Annotated in this window: 22 protein-coding genes and 1 tRNA gene; 9 read left to right on the top strand and 14 right to left on the bottom strand. The window is 71.5% G+C overall.

Annotation, left to right across the window (positions count from 1 at the left end; all coding sequences use genetic code 11):
* The first annotated feature begins 149 nt into the window (after positions 1–149).
* The 4 genes from galT (at position 150) to OO62_RS07800 (ending at position 4,467) form a co-directional block, all read left to right on the top strand.
* Positions 150–1,211, top strand: a complete 1,062-nt coding sequence (gene galT / locus OO62_RS07785; RefSeq protein ID WP_033266515.1) for a galactose-1-phosphate uridylyltransferase — start codon at positions 150–152, stop codon at positions 1,209–1,211.
* Complete coding sequence (galE, locus tag OO62_RS07790) at positions 1,208–2,212, top strand: UDP-glucose 4-epimerase GalE (RefSeq protein ID WP_033266516.1); 1,005 nt, start codon at positions 1,208–1,210, stop codon at positions 2,210–2,212. Before galT ends, galE begins: the two co-directional genes overlap by 4 nt.
* Positions 2,212–3,408: a galactokinase gene (gene galK, locus OO62_RS07795; protein WP_033266517.1), complete on the top strand. Its 1,197-nt coding sequence runs from the start codon at positions 2,212–2,214 to the stop codon at positions 3,406–3,408. The genes galE and galK overlap by 1 nt, the downstream gene beginning before the upstream one ends.
* Positions 3,409–3,690: 282 nt before the next feature.
* Positions 3,691–4,467, top strand: a complete 777-nt coding sequence (locus tag OO62_RS07800) for a response regulator transcription factor (protein ID WP_033266518.1) — start codon at positions 3,691–3,693, stop codon at positions 4,465–4,467.
* A 26-nt stretch (positions 4,468–4,493) separates the two neighbouring features.
* Here the strand turns inward: OO62_RS07800 and OO62_RS07805 are convergent, their stop codons facing one another.
* From OO62_RS07805 to OO62_RS07815, 3 genes are all read right to left on the bottom strand, one after another.
* Entirely contained in the window at positions 4,494–6,491 is a 1,998-nt protein-coding gene (locus OO62_RS07805; protein WP_033266519.1) for a beta-galactosidase, read from the bottom strand.
* 62 nt (positions 6,492–6,553) lie between these two features.
* Entirely contained in the window at positions 6,554–7,348 is a 795-nt protein-coding gene (locus OO62_RS07810; RefSeq protein WP_033266520.1) for an SDR family NAD(P)-dependent oxidoreductase, read from the bottom strand.
* 377 nt (positions 7,349–7,725) lie between these two features.
* Entirely contained in the window at positions 7,726–8,223 is a 498-nt protein-coding gene (locus tag OO62_RS07815) for a MarR family winged helix-turn-helix transcriptional regulator (RefSeq protein ID WP_033266521.1), read from the bottom strand.
* A gap of 177 nt (positions 8,224–8,400) precedes the next feature.
* Here OO62_RS07815 and OO62_RS07820 point away from each other — a divergent pair, with 177 nt between their 5' ends.
* Together OO62_RS07820 and OO62_RS07825 are read left to right on the top strand one after the other, a co-directional pair.
* Entirely contained in the window at positions 8,401–9,222 is an 822-nt protein-coding gene (locus tag OO62_RS07820) for a trans-aconitate 2-methyltransferase (RefSeq protein ID WP_033266522.1), read from the top strand.
* A 36-nt stretch (positions 9,223–9,258) separates the two neighbouring features.
* Positions 9,259–9,627 carry a VOC family protein gene (locus OO62_RS07825; protein WP_033266523.1) on the top strand — a complete coding sequence of 123 codons (369 nt, stop codon included), beginning with the start codon at positions 9,259–9,261 and terminating at the stop codon, positions 9,625–9,627.
* Positions 9,628–9,699: 72 nt separating this feature from the next.
* On the opposite strand, the gene OO62_RS07830 is transcribed toward OO62_RS07825, so the two are convergent.
* The 3 genes from OO62_RS07830 to OO62_RS07840 form a co-directional block, all read right to left on the bottom strand.
* Positions 9,700–10,326: a hypothetical protein gene (locus OO62_RS07830; RefSeq protein WP_033266524.1), complete on the bottom strand. Its 627-nt coding sequence runs from the start codon at positions 10,324–10,326 to the stop codon at positions 9,700–9,702.
* A gap of 126 nt (positions 10,327–10,452) precedes the next feature.
* On the bottom strand, positions 10,453–11,139 hold the full coding sequence (locus tag OO62_RS07835; RefSeq protein ID WP_033266525.1) for a TetR/AcrR family transcriptional regulator: 687 nt from the start codon (positions 11,137–11,139) through the stop codon (positions 10,453–10,455).
* 18 nt (positions 11,140–11,157) lie between these two features.
* The gene (locus OO62_RS07840) at positions 11,158–12,171 is read right to left on the bottom strand and encodes an acyl-CoA desaturase (RefSeq protein WP_033266526.1); all 1,014 of its coding nucleotides are present in this window, start codon (positions 12,169–12,171) and stop codon (positions 11,158–11,160) included.
* 296 nt (positions 12,172–12,467) lie between these two features.
* On the opposite strand from OO62_RS07840, the gene ppc reads away from it, so the two are divergent.
* The gene (gene ppc / locus OO62_RS07845) at positions 12,468–15,230 is read left to right on the top strand and encodes a phosphoenolpyruvate carboxylase (protein ID WP_381573666.1); all 2,763 of its coding nucleotides are present in this window, start codon (positions 12,468–12,470) and stop codon (positions 15,228–15,230) included.
* Positions 15,231–15,301: 71 nt separating this feature from the next.
* On the opposite strand, the gene OO62_RS07850 is transcribed toward ppc, so the two are convergent.
* The 6 genes from OO62_RS07850 to OO62_RS07875 form a co-directional block, all read right to left on the bottom strand.
* On the bottom strand, positions 15,302–15,826 hold the full coding sequence (locus tag OO62_RS07850; protein WP_033266527.1) for a hypothetical protein: 525 nt from the start codon (positions 15,824–15,826) through the stop codon (positions 15,302–15,304).
* Positions 15,827–15,906: 80 nt separating this feature from the next.
* The gene (gene pth, locus OO62_RS07855; protein ID WP_033266528.1) at positions 15,907–16,497 is read right to left on the bottom strand and encodes an aminoacyl-tRNA hydrolase; all 591 of its coding nucleotides are present in this window, start codon (positions 16,495–16,497) and stop codon (positions 15,907–15,909) included.
* A gap of 121 nt (positions 16,498–16,618) precedes the next feature.
* A complete protein-coding gene (locus OO62_RS07860; RefSeq protein ID WP_033266529.1) occupies positions 16,619–17,209 on the bottom strand; it encodes a 50S ribosomal protein L25/general stress protein Ctc in 591 nt (196 codons plus the stop codon).
* Between the two features lie 192 nt (positions 17,210–17,401).
* Positions 17,402–18,376 (bottom strand): ribose-phosphate diphosphokinase, encoded by a 975-nt coding sequence (locus OO62_RS07865; RefSeq protein ID WP_006605140.1) that lies wholly within the window; start codon positions 18,374–18,376, stop codon positions 17,402–17,404.
* A 99-nt stretch (positions 18,377–18,475) separates the two neighbouring features.
* Positions 18,476–19,933, bottom strand: coding sequence for a bifunctional UDP-N-acetylglucosamine diphosphorylase/glucosamine-1-phosphate N-acetyltransferase GlmU (gene glmU / locus OO62_RS07870; protein WP_033266530.1), 1,458 nt, complete (start codon positions 19,931–19,933; stop codon positions 18,476–18,478).
* 120 nt (positions 19,934–20,053) lie between these two features.
* Positions 20,054–20,125 (bottom strand) — tRNA-Gln (locus OO62_RS07875).
* A 261-nt stretch (positions 20,126–20,386) separates the two neighbouring features.
* Here OO62_RS07875 and OO62_RS07880 point away from each other — a divergent pair.
* The gene (locus tag OO62_RS07880; protein WP_078617068.1) at positions 20,387–21,835 is read left to right on the top strand and encodes a sensor histidine kinase; all 1,449 of its coding nucleotides are present in this window, start codon (positions 20,387–20,389) and stop codon (positions 21,833–21,835) included.
* Positions 21,836–22,057: 222 nt separating this feature from the next.
* Here OO62_RS07880 and OO62_RS07885 read toward each other — a convergent pair whose 3' ends face one another.
* Together OO62_RS07885 and OO62_RS07890 are read right to left on the bottom strand one after the other, a co-directional pair.
* Complete coding sequence (locus OO62_RS07885; protein ID WP_033266532.1) at positions 22,058–22,621, bottom strand: SUKH-3 domain-containing protein; 564 nt, start codon at positions 22,619–22,621, stop codon at positions 22,058–22,060.
* 8 nt (positions 22,622–22,629) lie between these two features.
* Positions 22,630–23,142 carry a YwqJ-related putative deaminase gene (locus OO62_RS07890; RefSeq protein WP_033266533.1) on the bottom strand — a complete coding sequence of 171 codons (513 nt, stop codon included), beginning with the start codon at positions 23,140–23,142 and terminating at the stop codon, positions 22,630–22,632.
* A 297-nt stretch (positions 23,143–23,439) separates the two neighbouring features.
* On the opposite strand from OO62_RS07890, the gene OO62_RS07895 reads away from it, so the two are divergent.
* Complete coding sequence (locus tag OO62_RS07895) at positions 23,440–24,450, top strand: HNH endonuclease (protein WP_033266534.1); 1,011 nt, start codon at positions 23,440–23,442, stop codon at positions 24,448–24,450.
* Positions 24,451–24,452: the final 2 nt, after the last annotated feature.

Consider the following 24,452-nt stretch of genomic DNA (forward strand, 5'->3'; position numbering starts at 1 on the left):
TGTTGGATCGTGATGCGGCTGACCGGTATGAGGCGGTATGGGTGGGGGTGGACCGGCCATACGGGCGACATTGACGGCACTGTTTAGTTGTGCTTCATTGTGTTTGTTTGTGTTTGCTCGGCGGTGGTGCGTGTGATGAGGAGCTCCCGGTGAAGAAGACGACGACCCGGCTCGCGGACGGCCGGGAGCTGATCTACTACGACTCGCGCGACGACGTCGTACGCGACACCCCCGACCCGCGCCCCCTCGACCCCGTCGCCACCGCCTCCGAGATCCGCCACGACCGGCTCCTCGGCGACCGGGTCGCCGTCGCCTCGCACCGCCAGGCCCGCACCTACCACCCCCCGGCCGACGCGTGCCCGCTGTGCCCCTCGCGCGAGGGCCGGGACTCCGAGATCCCCGCCGCCGACTACGACGTCGTCGTCTTCGAGAACCGCTTCCCCTCCCTCGCCGGCGACCACGGCCGCTGCGAGGTCGTCTGCTTCACCCCCGACCACGAGGCGTCCTTCGCCGACCTCACCGAGGAACAGGCCGCCCTCGTCCTCGCCGCCTGGACCGACCGCACCGCCGAACTCTCCCAACTCCCCGGCGTCGAGCAGGTCTTCTGCTTCGAGAACCGCGGCCGCGAGATCGGCGTCACCCTCGGCCACCCGCACGGCCAGATCTACGCCTACCCCTTCACCACCCCCCGCACCGAGCGGATGCTGCGCTCCCTCGCCGCGCACCGCGAGACCACCGGCGGCAACCTCTTCGACGAGGTCGTCGCCGACGAGCTGGCCGACGGCCGCCGCGTCGTCCTGGAGGGCGAGCACTGGGTGGCCTTCGTCCCGTACGCCGCCCACTGGCCGTACGAGGTGCACCTCTACCCGCGGCGCCGGGTGCCCGACCTGCTCGCCCTCGACGACGCCGCACGCACAGAATTCCCCCAGGTCTATCTGGAAGTGCTGCGGCGCTTCGACCGGATCTTCGACGGCGGGGAAGACGGGCAGGCCGCGCCGCCGACGCCGTACATCGCCGCCTGGCACCAGGCTCCGCTGCGCGCCGCACAGCGCGAGGAATTCGCGCTCCACCTCGAGCTTTTCACCATTCGCCGGACTTCCGGCAAGCTGAAGTTCCTCGCGGGTTCCGAATCCGGCATGAACGTGTTCATCAACGACGTGCCGCCGGAGGCCGCGGCCGAGCGACTGCGAGAGGTAGCAAGCAAGTCATGAGCAAGCCTGAGTCTGGCAAGTACCTGGTGACGGGCGGGGCGGGTTACGTGGGAAGCGTGGTGGCCCAGCACCTGCTGGAGGCCGGCCACGCCGTGACCGTCCTCGACAACCTCTCCACCGGCTTCCGCGCGGGCGTCCCCGCCGGCGCCGAGTTCATCGAGGGCGACATCCGCGACGCCGCCAGGTGGCTGGACTCCACATACGACGCGGTGCTGCACTTCGCCGCGTTCTCGCAGGTCGGCGAGTCCGTCGTGAAGCCCGAGAAGTACTGGGACAACAACGTCGGCGGCACCATGGAGCTGCTCGCGGCGATGCGGACGGCGGGGGTGCGCAAGCTCGTCTTCTCCTCCACCGCCGCGACCTACGGCGAGCCGGTGAGCACCCCGATCACCGAGACCGACCCGACGGCCCCCACCTCCCCGTACGGCGCCAGCAAGCTCGCCGTCGACCACATGATCACCGGAGAGGCCGCCGCCCACGGCCTGGCCGCCGTCTCGCTGCGCTACTTCAACGTCGCCGGCGCCTACGGCAGCTGCGGCGAGCGGCACGACCCCGAGTCGCACCTCATCCCGCTCATCCTCCAGGTCGCCCAGGGCAAGCGCGAGGCGATCTCCGTCTACGGCGACGACTACCCCACCCCCGACGGCACCTGCGTCCGCGACTACATCCACGTCGCCGACCTCGCCGAGGCCCACCTGCTCGCGCTCGCCGCGGCCACCGCGGGCGAGCACCTGATCTGCAACCTCGGCAACGGCAACGGCTTCTCCGTCCGCGAGGTCATCGAAACCGTCCGCAAGGTCACCGGCCACCCCATCCCGGAGGTCGCCGCCCCGCGCCGCGGCGGCGACCCCGCCGTCCTGGTCGCCTCCGCGCAGACCGCCATCGACCGCCTCGGCTGGCGCCCCAGCCGCGCCGACCTCGCCGGAATCGTCGCCGACGCCTGGCAGTTCACGCAGAACCTCGACCGCGCACCCCACCACAACCAGCCCAAGGGGCCCTGATGACCGCTCACGGAGCCGCCACCCCGACCACCGAGCGCCCGCACGGCGCTCAGCACACCGCGGAGCGGTTCGCCGCGGTGTACGGCACCGCCCCCCAGGGCATCTGGGCGGCGCCCGGCCGGGTCAACCTGATCGGTGAACACACCGATTACAACGACGGTTTCGTGATGCCGCTGGCCCTCCCGCACACCACCCTCGCCGCCGCCGCGCCCCGCACCGACGGGGTGCTGCGGCTGCACTCCGGCGGCGCCGACGGCGGCATCGTCGAACTGCGCCTGGACGAGCTGCGCCCGGCGCCCGGAGCGGGATGGGCCGCCTACCCGGCGGGCATCGTCTGGGCGATGCGGGAGGCCGGCCTGCCCGTGGGCGGCGCGGACCTGCACTACGACAGCACGGTGCCCACCGGCGCCGGCCTGTCCTCCTCCGCCGCCCTGGAGGTCGCCACCGCCCTCGCGCTCAACGACCTCTACGGGCTCGGCCTGGAACGGCAGCGGCTGGCGCAGCTCGCCCAGCGGGCCGAGAACGCCTTCGTCGGCGTGCCCTGCGGGATCATGGACCAGACCGCGGCCGCCTGCTGCACCGAGGGCCACGCCCTGTTCCTGGACACCCGCGACCTCACCCGCCGCCAGGTCCCGTTCGACCTGGCGGCCGAGGGACTGCGGCTGCTGGTGGTCGACACCCGCGTCCAGCACGAACTCGGCGACGGCGCGTACGCCGAACGGCGCGCCGGCTGCGAGAGCGGCGCGCGGGCGCTCGGGGTACGGGCCCTGCGCGACGTGGCCGCCCCGCATCTGCCCGAGGCGCTGGCGAAACTGGCCGACCGGCCCGCCGTGCAGGCCCTGGTCCGGCACATCGTCACCGAGAACGACCGCGTCGAACAGGTCGTCGCCTGCCTGGACGCGGGGCGCCCCCGCGCCATCGGCCCGCTGCTGACGGCCGGCCACGCCTCGCTCCGCGACGACTTCAAGATCTCCTGCCGGGAACTGGACCTCGCCGTCGACACCGCCAACGCGGCCGGCGCCCTCGGCGCCCGGATGACCGGCGGCGGCTTCGGCGGCTCGGCGATCGTGCTCGTCGAGGAGACCGCCGCCCGGACCGTCGGCACGGCCGTCACCGAGGCGTTCGCGGCCGCCGGCCACGCCGCCCCCCGCATCTTCGAAGCCGTCCCGAGCGCGGGAGCACACCGGCTCGACTAGGGGCGCGGCAGGGCGGACAACGGGCGCGCGTCCACCGGACATCCGCCAATTGGCCCCGCTGGGGGAGGAGTTTCGCCAATCACCTTCCCTTGCCGCACCCCGTCCGTACGCTGAGACCCTGCACCGGTGGGGGCCGGTGCTGATCAGGGGGCGAGACCGTTCGGGTACGGCGTCCCGGGTGGGGGTAGTCATGTCGGCACGGCGGCGGCCGTGCTTGCTGAGGCGATCTTCAATCCGGGCGTCGTGCCCGCTATGGTCCGTTCACCGAGACAGGGGGTCTCTGTGCAACGCATCCGGGTTCTGGTGGTCGACGACCACCGCATCTTCGCCGAATCCCTGGCAGCCGCGCTCGCCGCGGAACAGGACGTGGACGTCGCGGCCGCGGGCAGCGCGCCCGCCGCCCTGCGCAGTCTGGACCGGGCGGCCACCGACGGCCGCCGGTTCGACGTGCTGCTCGCCGACGCCGACCTCGCCGCGCCGCTCCTCGCGGTGCCCGCGCAGGCTCCGGGGCCGGTCCGGGAGGCCGCCCCGCGGCCCTGCCCGCGCGACGGCATCGCGCTGGTGTCCGGCCTGCGCACCAGCCACCCGTACCTGCGCACGGTCGTCCTCGCCGACCGCGACGACCCGCGCCGCGCGGCCGCCGCACTGCAGGCCGGCGCCTCGGGGTGGGTCGCCAAGGACTGCTCGCTGTCCCGGCTGCTGGCCGTGATCCGCGGCGTCCTGCGCGACGAGACGCATCTGCCGCCGGCGCTGCTGACCGGCGTCCTGCGCGAGCTGACGGCCGCCCGCAAACACCGCTCGGAGAGCGAGCGGCTGGTGGAGTCGCTGACGCCGCGCGAGCGCGAGGTGCTGCGCTGCATGGTGGCGGGGCTGGGCCGCAAGGCGGTCGCCGAGCGGCTCTTCCTCTCCCCGCACACCGTGCGTACGCACATGCAGAACGTCCTGGGCAAGCTCGGGGTGCACTCGACGCTCGCGGCGGTGGCGCTGGCCCGCCGGGCAGGGGTCGGCCCGGTCGAGCTGGAGGCGGCGGCCACGGCGGCTTCGGTGCCGGTGCCGTAGGGCGCCGGCACCGCGGGGCGCGGCGCTCAGCCGTCCGTCAGCACGGCCACGCCCCGGGCGGCCAGCGTGACCCGCCCGACGGGCGCCCGCGCCGGCCCGTCCGCGGCGGCCAGCGCGTCGTACAGCGGCTCCGGCAGGTCCACGTCGACCGCCGACGCCCCGTGGTTGAGCAGGAAGACGTACCGTCCGGAGGCGCCCTCGCGGACGGTGGCCTGGACACCGGCCGGCAGCCCCGGCAGCACCGGCGCCACCCCGGCCGCCTCCCGCACGTCGTCCAGCAGGGCCCGCATCAGCGCCGGCTCCGGCCGGGTGCCGACGTACCAGACGGTGCCCTGCCCGTAGGCGTGCCGGGTCAGCGCGGGCCGGCCGGCGAGGTCGCCGTCCGTGAAGCGGGCCAGCGCCTCGGCCCCTTCGAGGTCGATGGCCTCCGACCACAGGTCCGCGCGGCCCGAATAGGCACCGTCTCCGATCCCGACCGTACGGCCCTCGTCCAGCGGCCAGAACTCCTCCACCCGCAGCCCCAGCAGCTCCCGCAGCGGTGCCGGGTAGCCGCCCGGATGGACCCGGTCGTGCGCGTCGACGATCCCGGAGAAGAACGACACCAGCAGCCGCCCACCGCCCCGTACGAAGGCCGCCAGCCGCTCGGCGTCGGCCGCGGTCAGCAGGTACAGATTGGGGACGACCACCAGCCGGTAGCCGGACAGTTCGCGCTGCGGTGGCGCCACGTCGCACGCCACGCCCGCCTCGAACAGCGGACGGTAGTGGTCCAGCGCGATCCGGGAGTGGTCCAGCGCCGTCGACGGCTTGGAGTCCAGCTCCACCGCCCACCAGCTGTGCCAGTCCGCCAGCAGCGCCACCTCGGCCCGCGACCGGCTCCCCTCGATGTCCGGGACGGACGCCAGCTCCCGCCCCAGCGCGGCCACCTCCCGGAAGATCCGGGTGTCGGTCCCGCCGTGCGGCAGCATCGCCGAGTGGAACTTCTCCGCGCCGCCCAGCGACTGCCGCCACTGGAAGTACAGCACCGCGTCCGCGCCCTGGGCGACGGCCTGCCAGCTCCACAGCCGCATCGCACCGGGCGGCTTGGGGCCGTTGCGGGGCCGCCAGTTGACGGCGCTCGGCGCCTGTTCGAGCAGCAGCCACGGCTGGCCGGAGCGCGCCGAGCGCATCAGGTCGAAGACGTAGCCCGCCCGGATGTGGTCGTCGGGCGCGTGCGGGTCCTGGTAGAAGTCCAGCGCCATCGCGTCCATGTGCGGCGCCCAGGCGAACGCGTCGACCGGCTTGTGCTGCGGCATCAGATTGGTGGTGACCGGTACCTCGGGCGTCAGACGGGTGAGGACCTCCTTCTCGGCGAGGTAGCAGGCGCGCAGCGCCTCGTCACTGAAGCGCAGATAGTCCAGTTGCTGGGCGGGGTTGGGGAACGTGGGGGCGGTGCGCGGCGGCAGCACCTCGTCGAAGGCGCCGTAGCCCTGCGACCAGAAGGCCGTCGACCAGGCGGCGTTGAGCGCCTCGACGCTTCCGTAGCGCACGCGCAGCCAGTGCCGGAAGTCCTCGGCCGACACGTCGCAGAAGCACTGGCGGGTGTGGCAGCCGAATTCGTTGCCCACGTGCCACATGGCGAGGGCCGGGTGGCCGGCGTAGCGGGTGGCGAGCTGCTCGACGAGACGGACGGCGTGGGCGCGGTAGACGGGGCTGGAGGGGCAGTAGTGCTGCCGGCCGCCGGGCCAGCGGCGCTGCCCGTCGGGGCCCTCGGGCAGGATCTCGGGGTGCGCGCGGGAGAGCCACGGGGGCGGGGAGGCGGTCATGGTCGCCAGGCAGACGGCGATCCCGGCGCCCGCCAGGCCGTCCATGACGCGGTCGAACCAGCCGAAGTCCCATTGCCCGGGCCGGGGTTCGACCTTCGCCCAGGAGAAGATCCCGGCGGTGACCATGGTGACGTGGGCCGCCTTCATCAGCTTCAGATCCTCGGCCCACACCTCCTCGGGCCACTGCTCGGGGTTGTAGTCGCCGCCGAAATGGATGCCCATGGATCCCCCTACGGATCGAAGCGCGGGCGGGGCGCGAGAGCCCCGCCCGTAGCCGGCTCAGCTCACGAAGAGTTCTTGTACACGCTCCAGCCGCCGTCCACGACGAGGCTCGCACCAGTGACGTAGGACGCGTCGGAGGAGAGCAGGAAGGTGATCGCGGCGGCGATCTCCTCGGGCCGCCCCAGCCGCCGCGCGGCCGTCTCGGCGGCGCTGGCCTGCCGCTGCTCCTCGCCGATGTCGTCCCAGGCCGCGGTCAGCACCGGGCCCGGCAGCACGCTGTTGACCCGCACCTCCGGGCCGTATTCGACGGCCAGTTGGCGCCCCAGGCCGGTCAGCCCGGCCTTGGCGGCGGCGTAGGCGGGCCGGCCGGGCAGCCCCATCAGGGCGTGCACCGACGAGGTCAGCACCACCGCGCCGTGCCGCGCCCGCAGATCGTCCAGGGCGGCCCGTACGCCGAGGAACGAGCCGGTCAGATTGACCGCGAGCTGACGGTCCCAGTCCGCGAGCGGCGTCTCGCCGGCCGCCGCCACGTAGGGCAGGAACGCGTTGCTGACCAGGCCGTCCACCGGGCCGTAGCGCCGCCGGGCCGCCTCGACCGCCCGCCGCCAGTCGTCCTCACCGGCCACGTCGCAGTGCTCGTACGAGGCCCGGCCGCCGGCCGCCCGGATGCGGCGTGCGAGGTGCTCGCCGCGCTCGTCGTCGATGTCCAGCAGCAGGACACCGGCGCCCTCGGCCGCCAGCCGGTCGGCGGTGGCCGCCCCGATGCCGGCGGCGGCCCCGGTCACCAGGACCGTACGGCCCTCGAACCGCCTGCCGTACGGGCCGTTCGCCGGGTGCGGTGCGCGCTGCTGGCTCATGGCGCGATCCAAGTGCACAACGCGAGCGAGGGGCAAGGGGACGGGATACCGGAGGGGCGCGCGCCGCATTAGGGGGCGCACGCAACTGGCTCGCGCGCCCTCAATTCAGGCGTGGAACACCTGTCGTGCGCGGTGGTGGGGCTCCCGTCGACCGTGCGTGCACCCGGCCCCGCGACCTCGGCAAACAGCGCCCGCGCCGTATGCCCGGGAGTGCACGCCCCTAGCCTGCCCCGGAAAATCGCCGAACGGCCCGCGTGTATTTCCGATCATCTGCCCGGGATGTCGCAGGAGCCTGTGCCCGGGACGTCATCGGTGCACCTGCCCCGGGCCGCCGCGGGAACGCCGGCGGGCGGCCGCTGACGGGGCGGCGCCGGTCGCTAGCCCGGGGTGTTGTCGAACGGACCGGTCAACCGCCGCAGCAGTCCGGCGAGTTCGCGGCGCTGCTGGGGGGAGAGTTCGGCCAGGATGGCGCGTTCCTGGACCAGCAGCCCGGCCAGCGACTGATCGGCCTTGTCACGGCCCTCGGCGGTCAGCCTGACCAGCACTCCCCGCCGGTCACTGGGGTCGGGCAGCCGCTCGACGAGGTCCTTCTTGACCAGCCGGTCGATCCGGTTGGTCATCGTCCCGGAGGTGACCAGCGTCTGGGTCAGCAGCGCCCCGGGGGAGAGCTGGTACGGCGCCCCGGCGCGGCGCAGCGCCGTCAGCACGTCGAACTCCCAGGGCTCCAGGCCCACCTCGGCGAACGCGATCCGGCGGGCCCGGTCGAGGTGTCTGGCCAGCCTGGACACACGGCTGAGGACCTCGAGCGGTTCCACGTCGAGGTCCGGGCGCTCACGGCGCCATGCAGCAACCAGCCGGTCGACCTCGTCCTCCATGACGATCAGTGTAGAGGGTCTGTCGACATGAAGTCTCTTGACGTCGAGATATATTTCGCTGGACTATGGGGCATCGTCGGCGGAGGCTCGGTTTCCAGCCGAGTCGGCCCGAACCAGACCGTGCAACACACCGTGCCAGCCTTGCGCCAACCCTGCACAGCGAAAGGGTTTACGACCATGCACGACGCGCCAACCTGGGACCCGCAGCAGTACCTCCGCCACGCCGGGCACCGCACCCGCCCCTTCCACGACCTGCTGGCCCGGATATCCGAGCTCCCCCGGGAGGGCCGCCCCGCCCGCATCGCCGACCTCGGCTGCGGCCCGGGCAACGTCACCGCCCTGCTCGCCACCCGTTGGCCCGACGCGCACATCACCGGATACGACAACTCCCCGGAGATGCTCAAGGAAGCCGAGAACCACGCCGGCCCCACCCCCGGCGGCGGACACCTCGACTTCGCACCCGCCGACGCCGCCGACTGGGCACCCGAAGAGCCGTACGACCTGATCGTCTCCAACGCGGCACTGCAATGGGTCCCCAACCACCCCGACTCCTTCGCCCGCTGGATCGACGCCCTCACCCCCGGCGGCACCTTCGCCTTCCAGGTCCCCGGCAACTTCACCTCACCGAGCCACGCCCTGCTCGGCGAGCTGTGCGACGCCCCCCAGTGGCGCGAGCGCCTCACCACCCACGGCCGCCGCTTCGTCCACATCCTCGAACCGGCCGCCTACCTGGAACGCCTCACCGACCTCGGCTGCACCGCCGATGTCTGGGAGACCACCTACGTCCAGCTCCTCCAGGGCGACGACCCGGTCCTCGACTGGGTCAAGGGCACCGCCCTGCGCCCGGTCCTGACCGCCCTCGAAAACGACCAGGCCACCTTGGAAGCGTTCCTCGCCGAATACCGCGACGCCCTCCGCAAGGCGTACCCCACCGGCCCCCACGGCACCGTCTTCCCCTTCCGCCGCATCTTCGCCATCGCCCGGAAACCCCTCGGCTGACCCCCTTCCGCCTCACCCCTCGGAGATGACGTACCCGTGATCACCGGCCTCGACCACGTCCAGCTCGCCGCGCCTCCCGGCACCGAAGACGCTCTGCGGGCCTACTACGGGGACCTCCTCGGCATGACCGAGCTACCCAAGCCCCCGGCCCTCGCTGCACGGGGCGGCTGTTGGTTTGGGGCCGGCACGGCCTTCCTCCACCTCGGCACCGACCCGTCCTTCCGCCCCGCCCGGAAGGCCCACCCGGGCCTCCGCGTCACCGACATCGACGCCTTCGCCACCCGCCTGACCGCCGCCGGCGCCCCCGTCACCTGGGACGACGGCCTCCCGGCCCACCGCCGCTTCTACACTAACGACCCGGTGGGCAACCGCCTGGAATTCCTGGAGCCGACGGCGCCGGACTGAGCAGGGAGCGGCCGAGGGGTGCCGGCGGACAGCTGTCGGGCGACGCCTTTGCTCCGACGCCGCCGGCGCTTTTTACGGAATGCGCTCCTTGTGCGTGAGCGTCCCGGGAAACAACGTCAGGAATTCCCGCTCCTGAGGAACCAGCAAAGTTCCCCAGGAACCATCGGTGAACCCGAACTGGAACTCCTTCCGCGCACCGTTCCGTCGACGGGTCCAGGCGAGGGTGGTGCGTGGGAAGCAGGCGCCCGCCTCGATGGCGCGGTCGGTCTGCGACCGCCGGACGTTCTGCACGTACACGAAGCGCAGGTGCAGTTCGGTGAGCGCCACACAGCTGATGACAGCCGTTTCCGCATGCGGTTGGCCCGCCGCCAGCCACTGCCCGGCCAAGCTGTCCCACGTTCCGAAGAACCGCCCGTTCTTCCGCTGCCGCTTCATACGGTCCGCAGGGTCGCCGGTGGCCCTGACCGGCCCCGGCTTCGGGTCGGTGAGCGTCGCGGTCTCGAACAGGAACGAGAGGAACCCACGTCGCTTGTCTCCCGGCCCGCTCCGGCCGACGAGCACCTTCGGTTGCCGGTCGGGCGGCACATCGGCGTCGTCCTCCCGGCGGTCGGACAGGGCGCGCCCGACCTCGAAGGCCCCCAGGAACCGTTCGTCCCTGGGCAGCACGGAGGTGACGCAGGTCATCAGGTCGGACTGCACGGGTGGCCCGCTCCTTTCCCGGAAGGTGTGGTGTCACGCAGTGGTACCGGGAATCACTTCGCGGCGAACGACCCGGGGCGGCGCCGCGAGGCCGAGGCGTCGGGCGCTGTGGTTGGTGGCCGCGTCTCAGTTCTTGCGGTGCCCTATGAGTCGGGGCTTGGCCTCCAGGTTGCCCAGGCCGTGCCAGGCCAGGTTGACGAGGTGGGCGGCGACCTCGGCCTTCTTGGGTTTGCGGGTGTCGACCCACCACTGGCCGGTCAGGGCGACCATGCCGACCAGGGCCTGGGCGTAGAGCGGGGCCAGTTTCGGGTCGAAGCCGCGGGCCTTGAATTCGAGGCCGAGGATGTCCTCGACCTGGGTGGCGATATCGCTGATCAGAGACGCGAAGGTACCGGTGGACTGGGCGACGGGGGAGTCGCGGACCAGGATGCGGAAGCCGTCGGTGTACGTCTCGATGTAGTCGAGGAGGGCGAACGCGGCCTGTTCGAGGAGCTCGCGGGGGTGGCCCGCGGTCAGCGCGCCGGTCACCATGTCCAGCAGCTGGCGCATCTCGCGGTCCACCACCACCGCGTACAGGCCCTCCTTGCCGCCGAAGTGCTCGTAGACGACCGGTTTGGAGACGCCGGCCTTCGCGGCGATCTCCTCCACCGACGTGCCTTCGTAACCGCGCTCGGCGAAGAGCGTGCGACCGATGTCCAGCAGCTGCTGCCGGCGCTCGGCACCGGTCATCCGGACCCTGCGGGCCCGGCGCGTCGCCGCGGCCGGAGAGGGTTTGCCCTTGCTGTCGCTCGTGCTGCTGTTGTCGATCGCCACCCGTCAATCATGCCTTCCTCAGCTACCGCTGGGCGGTACGCCCACGGCGGCCGTCTCCTGACGCCGCGCGTCGATGCGGGACGCGTTCGGCCAGCGGACGTCGTACGCCCAGCCCGCCTTCTCGAACCAGCGGATCAGCCGCGCGCTGGAGTCGAGCTGCCCCTTCAGTACGCCGTGCCGGGCGCAGGTGGGGTCCGCGTGGTGCAGGTTGTGCCAGGACTCGCCGCAGGACAGCACCGCCAGCCACCAGACGTTGCCGGAGCGGTCCCGGGACTTGAACGGGCGCTTGCCCACCGCGTGGCAGATGGAATTGATCGACCAGGTGACGTGGTGGAGCAGCGCCACACGCACCAGCGAGCCCCAGAAGAACGCCGACAGGGCGCCCTGCCACGACCATGTCACCAGGCCGCCCACCAGCGGCGGGATCAGCAGCGACACCGTCGTCCACAGGACGAACTGGCGGGAGACGTTGCGGATCGCGTCGTCCTTGATCAGATCCGGCGCGTACTTGTGCTGCGGTGTCTGCTCCTCGTCGAACATCCAGCCGATGTGCGCCCACCACAGGCCCTTCATCAGGGCCGGCACCGTGTCACCGAACCGCCACGGGGAGTGTGGGTCGCCCTCGGCGTCGGAGAACTTGTGGTGCTTGCGGTGGTCCGCCACCCAGCGGACCAAAGGGCCCTCGACGGCCAGCGAGCCCATGATCGCCAACGCGATCCGCAGCGGGCGCTTCGCCTTGAAGGAGCCGTGGGTGAAGTAACGGTGGAAGCCGATCGTGATGCCGTGGCAGCCGATGTAATACATCACCGTCATCAAGACCAGGTCCAGCCAGCTCACCCCCCAGCCCCAGGCCAGCGGCACCGCGGCCAGCAGTGCCACGAACGGAACGGTGATGAAGAGCAGCAGGGTGATCTGTTCGAGCGACCTGCGCTGCTCGCCACCCAGCGTCGCCGACGGCACCTGGCCGCCGGCCGCGACGGGCGAATCGGTGGAAAGAGGCGGATCCTCTACGGCTTCAGAACCAACGGTCATGGTGTCCCTCGTCGGGGGTTCGGGGGCACGGCTACGGCTACGGAACCGTAACCTACGGTGTCGTAAGTATGGCAGTGCCGCCGGCACGGGCAAGGGCGTGACAGGCCCCACACCCTTCTCACCGGCAATGCCCACCCACCGGACGGTGTGATCCGCCGGGACCGGGCAGACCTATCCTGGGGACGTCGGACAGCGCGGTCCGCACCCGCCCGCATCAGACAGTCCACGCGTCGCCCGCCACCCCCAACCCACGAGTCGCGGTGCAACGCCCCTGATCGCTGCAAGGAGCCGCACCTGTGAGCAGTGCCGACATCAACCCCGCCGCGCCCACCGCGGGCGACACCACCGCCGGCACCGGCGACAACATCGCCCTGCGCGCCGACATCCGCCGCCTCGGCGACCTCCTCGGCGAGACCCTCGTCCGGCAGGAAGGCCCCGACCTCCTCGACCTCGTCGAGCAGGTCCGCGCCCTGACCCGGTCCGACGGTGAAGCCGCCGCCCGCCTCCTCGGCGACACCGACCTGGCCACCGCCGCGAAGCTGGTACGCGCCTTCTCGACGTACTTCCACCTCGCCAACGTCACCGAGCAGGTCCACCGCGGCCGCGAGCTGCGCGCCCGGCGCGCCGCCGAGGGCAGCATCCTCGCCCGCACCGCCGACATGCTCAAGGACGCCGACCCCGAGCACCTCCAGCAGACCGCCGCCAACCTCGGCGTACGCCCCGTCTTCACCGCACACCCCACCGAGGCCGCCCGGCGCTCCGTCCTCACCAAGCTCCGCAAGATCGCCGAGCTGCTGGACAGCACCGACCCCGCCGAGCGCCGCCGCGCCGACCTGCGCCTCGCCGAGAGCATCGACCTCATCTGGCAGACCGACGAGCTGCGGGTGGCCCGCCCCGAGCCCACCGACGAGGCCCGCAACGCCATCTACTACCTCGACGAGCTGGGCCGCGGCGCGGTCGGCGACGTCCTGGAGGACCTGGCCGCCGAGCTGGAGCGCGCCGGCGCCCGGCTGCCCGCCGGCACCCGCCCGCTCACCTTCGGCACCTGGATCGGCGGCGACCGCGACGGCAACCCCAACGTCACCCCCCAGGTCACCTGGGACGTGCTGATCCTCCAGCACGAGCACGGCATCACCGACGCCCTGGAGCACGTCGACGAGCTGCGCGGCGCGCTGTCCAACTCCATCCGCAACTGCGGCGCCACCGAAGACCTGCTGGCCTCCCTGGACCGCGACCTCCAGGCGCTCCCCGAGATCAGCCCCCGGTACAAGCGCCTGAACAGCGAAGAGCCCTACCGCCTGAAGGCCACCTGCATCCGGCAGAAGCTCGTCAACACCCGCGACCGCCTCGCCGGCGACACCCCCCACGTCCCGGGCCGCGACTACCTCGGCACCGCCGAACTCCTCGACGACCTCGCCCTCATCCAGACGTCGCTGCGCGAACACCGCGGCGGTCTGGTCGCCGACGGCCACCTCGAACGCACCCTCCGCACCATCGCCGCGTTCGGCCTCCAGCTCGCCACCATGGACGTCCGCGAGCACGCCGACGCCCACCACCACGCGCTCGGCCAGCTCTTCGACCGCCTCGGCGAGGAATCCTGGCGCTACGTGGACATGCCGCGCGACTACCGCCGCAAGCTCCTCGCCAAGGAACTGCGCTCCCGTCGCCCCCTCGCGCCCACCCCGCCGCCCCTCGACGAGGCCGGCGCCAAGACCCTCGGCGTCTTCCGCACGATCCGCAAGGCCAAGGAGACCTTCGGCCCCGAGGTCATCGAGTCGTACATCATCTCGATGTGCCAGGGCTCCGACGACGTGTTCGCCGCCGCCGTCCTCGCCCGCGAGGCCGGACTCCTCGACCTGCACGCCGGCTGGGCCAAGATCGGCATCGTCCCGCTGCTGGAAACCACGGACGAGCTCAAGATCGCGGACCAGCTGCTCGACGAAATGCTCTCCGACCCCTCCTACCGCCGCCTCGTCGCCCTCCGCGGCGACGTCCAGGAGGTCATGCTCGGCTACTCCGACTCCTCCAAGTTCGGCGGCATCACCACCAGCCAGTGGGAGATCCACCGCGCCCAGCGCCTGCTGCGCGACGTCGCGCACCGCCACGGCGTACGCCTGCGCCTCTTCCACGGCCGCGGCGGCACCGTCGGCCGCGGCGGCGGCCCCTCCCACGACGCGATCCTCGCCCAGCCCTACGGCACCCTCGAAGGCGAGATCAAGGTCACCGAGCAGGGCGAAGTCATCTCCGACAAGTACCTCGTGCCGTCACTGGCCCGCGAGAACCTCGAACTGACCGTCGCGGCCACCCTCCAGGCGTCCGCGCTGCACACCGCCCCGCGCCAGTCCGACGAAGCCCTCGCCCGCTGGGACGCGGCCATGGAGACGGTCTCCGAGGCCGCGCACGGCTCCTACCGTCGGCTCGTCGAGGACCCGGACCTGCCCGCGTACTTCTTCGCCTCCACCCCCGTCGACCAGCTCGCCGAACTGCACCTCGGCTCCCGGCCCTCCCGCCGCCCCGACTCCGGCGCCGGCCTCGACGGACTGCGCGCCATCCCCTGGGTGTTCGGCTGGACCCAGTCCCGGCAGATCGTCCCCGGCTGGTTCGGCGTCGGCACCGGCCTCAAGGCCGCTCGCGAAGCCGGACTCGACACCGTCCTCGACGAGATGCACGAACACTGGCACTTCTTCCGCAACTTCCTGTCCAACGTCGAGATGACGCTGGCCAAGACCGACCTGCGGATCGCCCAGCACTACGTCGACACCCTCGTCCCCGACGAGCTCAAGCACATCTTCGACGTCATCAAGGCCGAGCACGAACTCACCGTCGCCGAGGTCCTGCGCATCACCGGGGAGAAGGAGCTGCTCGACGCGAGCCCCGTCCTCAAGCAGACCTTCCACATCCGCGACGCCTACCTCGACCCGATCTCCTACCTCCAGGTCTCCCTGCTGCACCGCCAGCGCACCGCCGCCGAACGCGGCGAAGAGGCAGACCCCGTCCTCGCCCGCGCCCTGCTCCTCACCGTCAACGGTGTCGCCGCGGGCCTGCGCAACACCGGCTGACCCCGCACCCGCACACGACGGCGGCCCGTCCACTCCCCGGAGTGGACGGGCCGCCGTCGTACCTCAACCCCCTACATCGCCGCGAACGCCGCCCCCAGCAGCAACGCCCCCAGCAAGCCCATCACCCACGCCGTACGCCGCAACCGCATCCCCCCGGCCACCACCAGCGCCGCCAGCAACAGCGAGCCCGCGAACGGCACCCACGCGTGCAGCACCCCGGCCGGCCCCGTCCGCACCGCCTGCGACGTCCCGGGCTTCAGCACCACCGCCACCCGCTCGCCCTTCGCCGGCGCCACGGCCTGCGCGATGGTCACCTTCGACCGCGGTCCGCCCGCCCCCGACACCGGCACGTACGGGCCCGTGCACCGCTCGCCCGCGCACGCCGCCACCGTCATCGTGCCGCGCCCCTGGGCCTTCACCAGCATCGCGTAGCGCGCCGTGTTCCACGACGTCCACACCCCCGCCACCAGCAGGAGCAACGCCAGTACGCCCATCACCCCCACCCGCGCGGCGAGCAGCAGCCCGAAGGCACTCTCCCCCAACCGCCGGCTACGGCTGCGTCTGACCGAACTGGTGCGCGTACTGCTTCTGGGCATGGCGGCGATCCTTGGCCATGCACCAGCACCCGGTCAACCTCGGAAAACAGTTCGTCAGAGGCTGACCCGCACTGCCCCATTCACGTGTTGTACGAACTCTGCGCCCGTTCCAACCCGTCCACGATCAACGTCTCGACCGCATCCGCCGCCCGGTCGACGAAGTAATCCAGCTCCCGCCGCTCCGCCGACGAGAAATCCTTCAGCACGAAATCCGCCACCTGCATACGCCCCGGCGGACGCCCGATCCCGAACCGCACCCGGTGATACTCCGCACCCAGCGACTTCGTGATCGACTTCAGACCGTTGTGACCGTTGTCGCCGCCGCCCAACTTCAGCCGCAACGCGCCGTAATCGATATCCAACTCATCATGAATTGCCACGATGTTGGCCACCGGCACCTTGTAGAAATCCCGCAACGCCGTCGTCGGCCCACCCGACAGATTCATGAACGACAACGGCTTCGCCACCACCACCCGGCGACTCCCCGGCCCGGGCGGACCGACCCGCCCCTCCACCACCTGCGCACGCGCCTTGTGCGCCTTGAAACGGCCACCCATCCGCTCCGCCAGGAGATCGGCAACCATGAATCCCACATTGTGCCGATTGGCGGCGTACTCAGGACCGGGATTCCCCAGCCCCACCACGAGCCAAGGGCCAACTGCATCCGACATCTGCAAGCTCCTTCAACGACGCGACCGTCGCCCCGCGCAACAGCGCGGAACGACGGTCACAAAGAGAAACCCGGGACGCACCGGCAACCCGCCTCGGCGGACGCCCACCCCGGAAGGGGGATCAGCCCTCGGCGCCCTCTTCGCCCTCGGCGGCCTCCTCGGCCGGAGCCTCGGCCTGCGCCGCCACGACCTGCAGGACGACCGCGTCGTCCTCGACCGTCAGCGAAGAACCCTTCGGCAGGACGATGTCCTTCGCCAGCACCGACGCGCCGGCGGCCAGGCCCTCGACCGACACGGTGACCGACTCGGGGATGTGGGTCGCCTCGGCCTCGATCGGCAGCGAGTTCAGCGCGTGCTCCAGGATGTGCTGGCCCGGCGCCAGGTCACCCTCGACGTGGATCGGCACCTCGACGGCGACCTTCTCGCCCTTCTTCACGGCCAGGAAGTCCACGTGGACCAGGAAGCGGCGGATCGCCTCGCGCTGCACATCCTTCGGGATGACCAGCTCGTTCTTGCCGTCGAACTCCAGGCGGATCAGCGCGTTGGAGGTCTTCAGGGCCATCATCAGCGCGTGGCTGTCGACCGTCACGTGCTGCGGCTCGGCACCGTGACCGTAGATGACGCCGGGAACGCGACCCTCACGACGCGCACGACGGGCCGCACCCTTACCGAAGTCGGTACGGGCGGCAGCGGCAAGCTTGATCTCAGCCATGACAAGCACTCCTCGTAACTCAGAAACATCTGGTGGGCGTCACCCGGCCCACGACAGACCAGCTACGAAGAGCGCGTCGATAACGGAGCACCCACCCAAAAGGGCGGCCTCCCTCGCCGAGCAACTCCACGAGTCTACCCGGCGGGAAGGCCGCCCCAAAATGGATCTAGCGCACCGCGCGAACGCCGACGCTCACTGCTCCTCGAAGAGGCTCGTCACGGAACCGTCCTCGAACACCTCACGGAGCGCCCGGGCGATCGTCGGCGCCATCGACAGCACCGTGATCTTGTCCAGCTCCAGTTCCGAAGGCGTCGGCAGCGTATTCGTGAACACGAACTCGCTCACCTTCGAATTCTTCAGCCGGTCCGCGGCCGGACCCGACAGCACACCGTGCGTCGCCGTCACGATCACGTCCGACGCGCCGTTCGCGAACAGCGCGTCCGCCGCCGCGCAGATCGTGCCACCGGTGTCGATCATGTCGTCGACCAGCACACACACCCGGTCCTTCACGTCACCGACGACCTCGTGCACCGTGACCTGATTCGCCACGTCCTTGTCACGCCGCTTGTGCACGATCGCCAGCGGCGCACCGAGACGGTCGCACCAGCGGTCCGCCACCCGCACGCGGCCCGCGTCCGGCGAAACCACCGTCAGCTTGTCGCGGTCGACCTTCGCACCCACATAGTCCGCCAGCACCGGCAGGGCGAAAAGGTGATCCACCGGGCCGTCGAAGAAGCCCATGATCTGATCCGTGTGCAGATCCACCGTGACCACACGGTCCGCACCCGCGGTCTTCATCAAATCCGCGATCAGCCGCGCCGAAATCGGCTCACGGCCACGGTGCTTCTTGTCCTGACGTGCATATCCGTAGAACGGCACGACCACGGTGATGCTTCGGGCCGAAGCCCGCTTCAGCGCATCAATCATGATCAGCTGTTCCATGATCCACTTATTGATCGGAGCCGTGTGGCTCTGAATCAAAAAGCAGTCCGCGCCACGCGCCGACTCCTGATAACGGACGTAGATCTCACCGTTGGCGAAGTCAAAAGCCTTCGTCGGGACCAGCCCGACACCCAGCTGATGCGCAACCTCCTCCGCCAGCTCGGGGTGGGCGCGGCCGGAGAAGAGCATCAGCTTCTTCTCGCCGGTCGTCTTGATCCCGGTCACAGCAAATCTCCTCGAATCACAGTTTGCGTGCGCTCATCACGGTACGCCCCGCACGGCGCACCCTCCCCCAGCTAACGCTGGGTGGTGCCCCCCTCACGATCACTGCTCGCCCTCGGACCCCCGGCGAGCAGTCGCAGCAGCCTGCGCGGCGGCACTTCCGGGCCGCTTACGCGCGACCCAGCCCTCGATATTCCGCTGCTGGCCACGCGCGACCGCCAGCGAACCCGGGGGCACATCCTTGGTGATGACCGAGCCGGCCGCCGTATAAGCGCCGTCCCCGACCGTGACCGGAGCCACAAACATGTTGTCCGACCCCGTCCTGCAATGCGAACCGACGGTCGTGTGGTGCTTCGCCTCACCGTCGTAGTTCACAAACACGCTCGCCGCGCCGATATTGGTGAACTCACCGATCGTCGCATCCCCCACATAGGAAAGATGCGGCACCTTCGTGCCCTCGCCGATCGACGCGTTCTTCATCTCCACGTACGCACCGGCCTTTGACTTCGGGCCCAGATCCGTTCCCGGACGCAGATACGCATACGGGCCCACATGCGCGCCCGCACCGATACGCGCACCCTCGGCCACCGTGAACGAGACCACCGCGCCCTCGGCCACCGACGTGTCCGTCAGCCGCGCCTGCGGCCCCACCTCGGCACCCGTGGCGACGTGCGTCGAGCCCAGCAGCTGCGTCCCCGGATGCACGGTCGCGTCCTGCTCGAACGTCACCGACACATCCACGAACGTCGACGCCGGGTCCACCACCGTCACGCCCGCCAGCATCGCGCGCTCCAGCAACCGCTCGTTCAGCAGCCGGCGCGCCTCGGCCAGCTGCACCCGGTTGTTGATCCCCAGGATCTCCCGGTGGTCACCCGCCACCGCGGCACCGACCCGGTGCCCCGCCTCGCGCACGATCCCCAGGACGTCCGTCAGGTACTCCTCGCCCTGGCTGTTGTCCGTACGCACCTTCCCCAGCGCGTCCACCAGCAGCCGGGCATCGAAGGCGAACACCCCGGAGTTGATCTCCCGGATCGCCCGCTGGGTGTCCGTGGCGTCCTTGTGCTCCACGATCGCGGTCACCGCACCGGTGCCCGCCTCCCGCACGATGCGGCCGTAGCCGGTGGCGTCCGGAACCTCCGCCGACAGAACGGTGACCGCGTTCCCGTCCGCCGCGTGCGTCTCGCCGAGCCGCCGGAGCGTCTCGCCGGTCAGCAGCGGTGTGTCACCGCAGACCACGATCACGGTGCCGTCGAGCACGACACCGCTGTCGCTCAGCTGCTCCAGCGCGGTACGGACGGCGTGACCGGTGCCCTTCTGCTCGTGCTGCACGGCGGTGCGCACGGCCGGGTCGACCTCGGCCAGATGTGCCTGCACCTGCTCGCGGGCATGGCCGACGACCACGACGAGGTTCTCGGGGTCCAGCTCACGGGAGGCGGCGACGACATGTCCGACGAGGGAGCGGCCGCAGAGGGCGTGCAGGACCTTGGGGGTCGCCGACTTCATGCGGGTGCCCTCACCCGCTGCGAGAACGACGACGGCTGCCGGGCGGTTGGCGCTCACGGGGATGCCCTTCGGCTTCTTGGCTACTTCGGGTGGTGGTCATCCGAAGGATACCGGTGCGTTTTCCCACCGAAACGCGCACGGGTCCCGACCGTGCGGTCAGGACCCGAACTTTGCTTGCTCCCCTGCCAGGACTCGAACCCGGACATAAGGCACCAAAAGCCTCAGTGCTGCCAATTACACCACAGGGGATAGTGGAGCGGTTCAAACCGGACATCCTGTCAGGCTGATCGCTTGGCTCCCCAACACTATGCCGTACCACCAGCCTTCGATGCGACGGCCTCCCGGTGTGGATGCGACTCGGCCCGGCAGGCGTGCGCACGGATGGAAAGGGGAAAATGTGGGCGATTCAACAGTTCGAGGGATAACCGGTGGTAACGGCTGGTAATGGGCCAGAGTCGTGGCCCGGAAGGCGGCGGGGAAACGGGAAGGGGCGCCCGTAGGCTGGGCGGTATGACCACGACGGGGGCAAGTGAAGGTGTGGCCGCGCGGGGCGCGCCGGTGAGCGGGCCGTGGTGGTGGGCCCGGCGGCGGAGTGCCGTACTGGATGTGCTGCTGGCGGTGGCGTCGGCGCTGGAGTGCATGGCCGAGGGGGTGCGGTTCGCGCAGGAGGCGCGGCTGCCCGAATTGCTCGGGGTGCTGCTGGGGCTGCTGGTGGGCTCGGTGCTGCTGGTGCGGCGTCGGTGGCCCGTGGTGGTGGTGCTGGTTTCGATAGCGGTGATGCCCGCGGAGATGGGCGGGCTGCTGAGCGTGGTGGGGCTGTACACGCTCGCCGCGTCGGAGGTGCCGCGCCGGATCACCACGTTGCTGGCGGGGATGACGGTCGTGGGGACGTTGGTGACGACGTTCCTCACGCTGCGGCAGGACGTGGCGACGCAGGAGGATTTCAACCCGCCGACGTGGGTGGTGCCGGTGATGTCGCTCGCGGTGGGGCTGGTGCTGACGGCTCCGCCCGTGCTGTGGGGGCTGTACATCGGGGCCCGGCGGCGGCTGGTGGAGAGCCTGCGGGAGCGGGCGGACGGTCTGGAGCGGGAGCTGTCGCTGCTGGCGGACCGGGCCGAGGAGCGGGCGGAGTGGGCCCGTAACGAGGAGCGGACCCGGATCGCGCGGGAGATGCACGACGTGGTGGCGCACCGGGTGAGTCTGATGGTCGTGCATGCGGCGGCGCTGCAGGCGGTGGCCCTGAAGGATCCGGAGAAGGCGTCGAAGAACGCGGGGCTGGTCGGTGACATGGGGCGGCAGGCGCTGACGGAGCTGCGCGAGATGCTCGGGGTGCTGCGTACGGCCGAGGGGACGGCGGCCCGCGGTGTGCCGGCGTCGGATGCGCCGGAGCGGCTGGCGGCGGTGGCGTCGCGGGCGCGGGTACCGGCGGAGGCGCCGGCGGGCGCGCGGTCGTCGGTGCCGGTGGCTGCGGGGGGCGTGTCGGAGGGGGACGGGGCGGTCCCGGGTGCCGGAGCGCCGGTGGAGGGCCAGGCCGAGGGGCCGTCTCTGGCGGACCTCGGGGATCTGGTGGGGCAGTCCCGGGCGGCGGGGATGGTGGTCGAGCTGTCGGTGGACGATCCGGCGGAGGAGCCCGTCGGGGCCGGCCTGCGGTATGCGGCGCGGGTGGAGCAGACGGTGTACCGGGTGGTCCAGGAAGCGCTGACGAATGTGCACAAGCACGCGCCGGGGGCGCGGGCGCGGGTGCGGCTGGCGCACCGGGAGGGTGAGCTGGCGGTGCAGGTGGAGAACGGGCCGTGTGAGGGCGACGCGGCGAACGCGGGCCTGCCGAGCGGCGGGAACGGCCTGGTGGGGATGCGGGAGCGGGTGACGGCGCTGGGCGGCGTCTTCGTCTCGGGCCCGACGGACGCCGGCGGCTTCCGGGTCTCGGCCGTGGTCCCGGCGTCCCTTCCGGCGGCCTGACCGGGCAGTCCCTGGGGTGACCGGCAACGAGGGATGCGGCCTCTGCTCGTTGCCTGCCGGCGTCGTGGGAGGCTCCCGACGGTGATGCCCCTGCCGTCTGCCGGTGACGCGAGGAGTGGCCCCTGTCCCTGTCGTCTGCCGGCACCCGTGCGAGGTGCCCCTGCCGTCAGCCGTCGACGTGCGACATGCCCCCGTCCTCAGTCCGCGACGTGCCCTCGGCCCTCAGTCCGCGACGTGGGACGCGAGTCCCAGGCGGCTCGGCTTGGTTCCCAGGACGAGGGTGCCCAGTGCCGTGTCGATGTCGGCGCCGAGGTACCAGTCGCCGGTGTGGTCGACGCTGTAGACGCGGCCTTCGGTGTCGATGGCGAGGGTGGCCTGGCCGTAGGTCGCGCCGTCCGGGTCGGTGAGTTCCTCGCGGCCCAGGGGGGCGACGTCCGTTTCGAGGGCGCGGCCGAGGTCGCCGAGGGTGCGGGCGAGGTGGAGGCCGTGCAGGGGGTTGATGACGAACGGGGCGGGGGCGATGTGGCGGCCGGGGCCGGGGCCGGTGATGTGCAGCCCGCCGAATTCGGCCCACGCCTCGACGGCGGCGGGGAAGACGGTGTGGCGGTGGCCGGCGGGGGAGGCGTGGGCGCGCAGGGCGTCGGCCCAGTGTTCGGCCTGCTGCATGTCCCAGCGGCCGGGTTGCCAGCCGGCTTCCTGAAGGGCGACGTCCACGGCGGCGGGGAAGCGGGTGGAGTCGGTGCGGTCGTGCGCGGGGGTGCGGGGGCCGGGGGTGGTGGGCGGCATGGTGACGGTCAGCTTCCTGTGGGCGTGGTGCCGATGGGCATGACGCCGAAGTGGGCGAGGAGGGCGTCGCAGGAGCGGCAGGGCGGGGCGTAGCTGCCGTGCTGGGGGTCGCCGTCCTCGCGGATGTGGCGGGCGGTGATTTTGGAGTGTTTGAGGGAGCGGCGGGCTTCGCCGTTGGTGAGGGGTTTGCGGGAGGCGCGTTTGGAGCGGTTGGCCTCGACGGCGGTGAGGTGGCGGGAGAGCAGGACGGCTTCGGGACATCGGCCGGTGAAGCGTTCGCGCTGTGCGGTGGCGAGGGTGTCGAGGAAGTCCTGGACCAGGGGGTGGAGGGTGGGGGGTTGTTCGGCCTTGCCGGCGGTGCAGGTGAGGGTTTGTCCGCGTACGGACAGGGCGGCGCCGATGGTGGGGAGGATGCCGTCGCGGCGGTGGTGGAGGGCGGGTGCGCGATGGGTGTCGGCGGTGCCGCTCCAGCCGATGCGTGGGTCCCCGGTGCCGGTGCCGTGGCGTGCGGTGGTGCTCATGGTGGTGCTTTCCCTCCCTGCAATCCCCCCGGTTGCGGGGGATCAGATTGCCAAATGTGCTGGGTGTTGCGGTAGTCGGACGGGCTGTCGTGGAGATCACGGGGAGCTGACGGGGCGTCGGCAGGTAGTCAACAGGGCTGGTGGGCGGGGTGGTGCGCGGGGGCTGCGGGGTGGTGGGGCGGTGGGTGACGCCGGTGTGTCGCGGGGCTGACGTGCACGGGGGCGGGGGCGCGGGCGGGTGTTGCGGCACGGCATAGGCTGTGCCCCAAAGCCAGCTTCAGCCAGGGGGCATCCGCGATGACGACAGGTCGGCCAGGGCTGGGGGCTCTCCCCGGCTCCCAGGCGGCGGGGCATGCCGCCGCGCCACCCAATTCGGCCTATGCCGGTCAGGTTGTGCATTTTCCGGATCCGGTGCGTGCCGCGCGGTACCCGGCGGGGGTGCGGATGGACGGGCGGGGCTTTCCGGAGTTCTCGCCGTACGCGCGGGCCGCTGCGGAGATCGCCGAGCCGCCGGAGGGCTTCGGCGTGGACGAGCTGCGGCTGACGGACTACGTGTCGGCGAACGCGGCGCTGCACGCGCAGGGACACGAGCTGTGGATAGACGTGCCCGCGGTGGCGACGCCGCACGGCTGGACGTGGCATCACGTCGCCGGTACGCGGCGGATGGAACTGGTCCCGGTCGAGGTGAAGGCGCTGCTGCGGCATCACGGTGGGCTGGCGACGGCGGCGGTGGCGCACGACAAGCGGGGCACCCGGCCGTTGCAGGAGACCCGGCCGGTGCACTTCGGGCTGCCGCACCGTGAGCTGGCGGTGGGCGAGGAGCAGGTGGCGCAGGCCGAGGAGGCGCTGGGCTACCGGCTGCCGGGTGCGTACCGCTCGTTCCTGAAGGCGGCGGGCGGGTGCGCGCCGGTGGGTGCGGCGCTGGACGCGGAGCTGGGGCTGCTGGTCGACCAGCCGTTCTTCACGGTGCGGGACGACGCGGCGGTCAACGATCTCGTGTACGTGAACAAGTGCCTGCGGGACCACTTCACCAAGGACTATCTGGGCGTGGGGTTCGTGCAGGGCGGTGTGGTCGCGGTGAAGGTGCGGGGTGACGCGCCGGGCTCGGTCTGGTTCTGCCCGTACGACGATGCGCGGGATCAGGACGGCTGGGGGGTGCAGGAGCGGGTGGAGCGGCTGCTGCTGCCGTGCGGTGCGGATTTCGATGATTTTCTGCAGCGGCTGGCGGGCAATCCGCCGGAGTTGGAGACCGTGGCGAACCTGATGGTGGACGGCGGTTTCGCGGCTGCTGTTCCGGTGGGGGGCTGATC

The sequence above is a fragment of the Streptomyces lydicus genome, from assembly GCF_000717345.1.
Lineage (GTDB): Bacteria > Actinomycetota > Actinomycetes > Streptomycetales > Streptomycetaceae > Streptomyces > Streptomyces lydicus.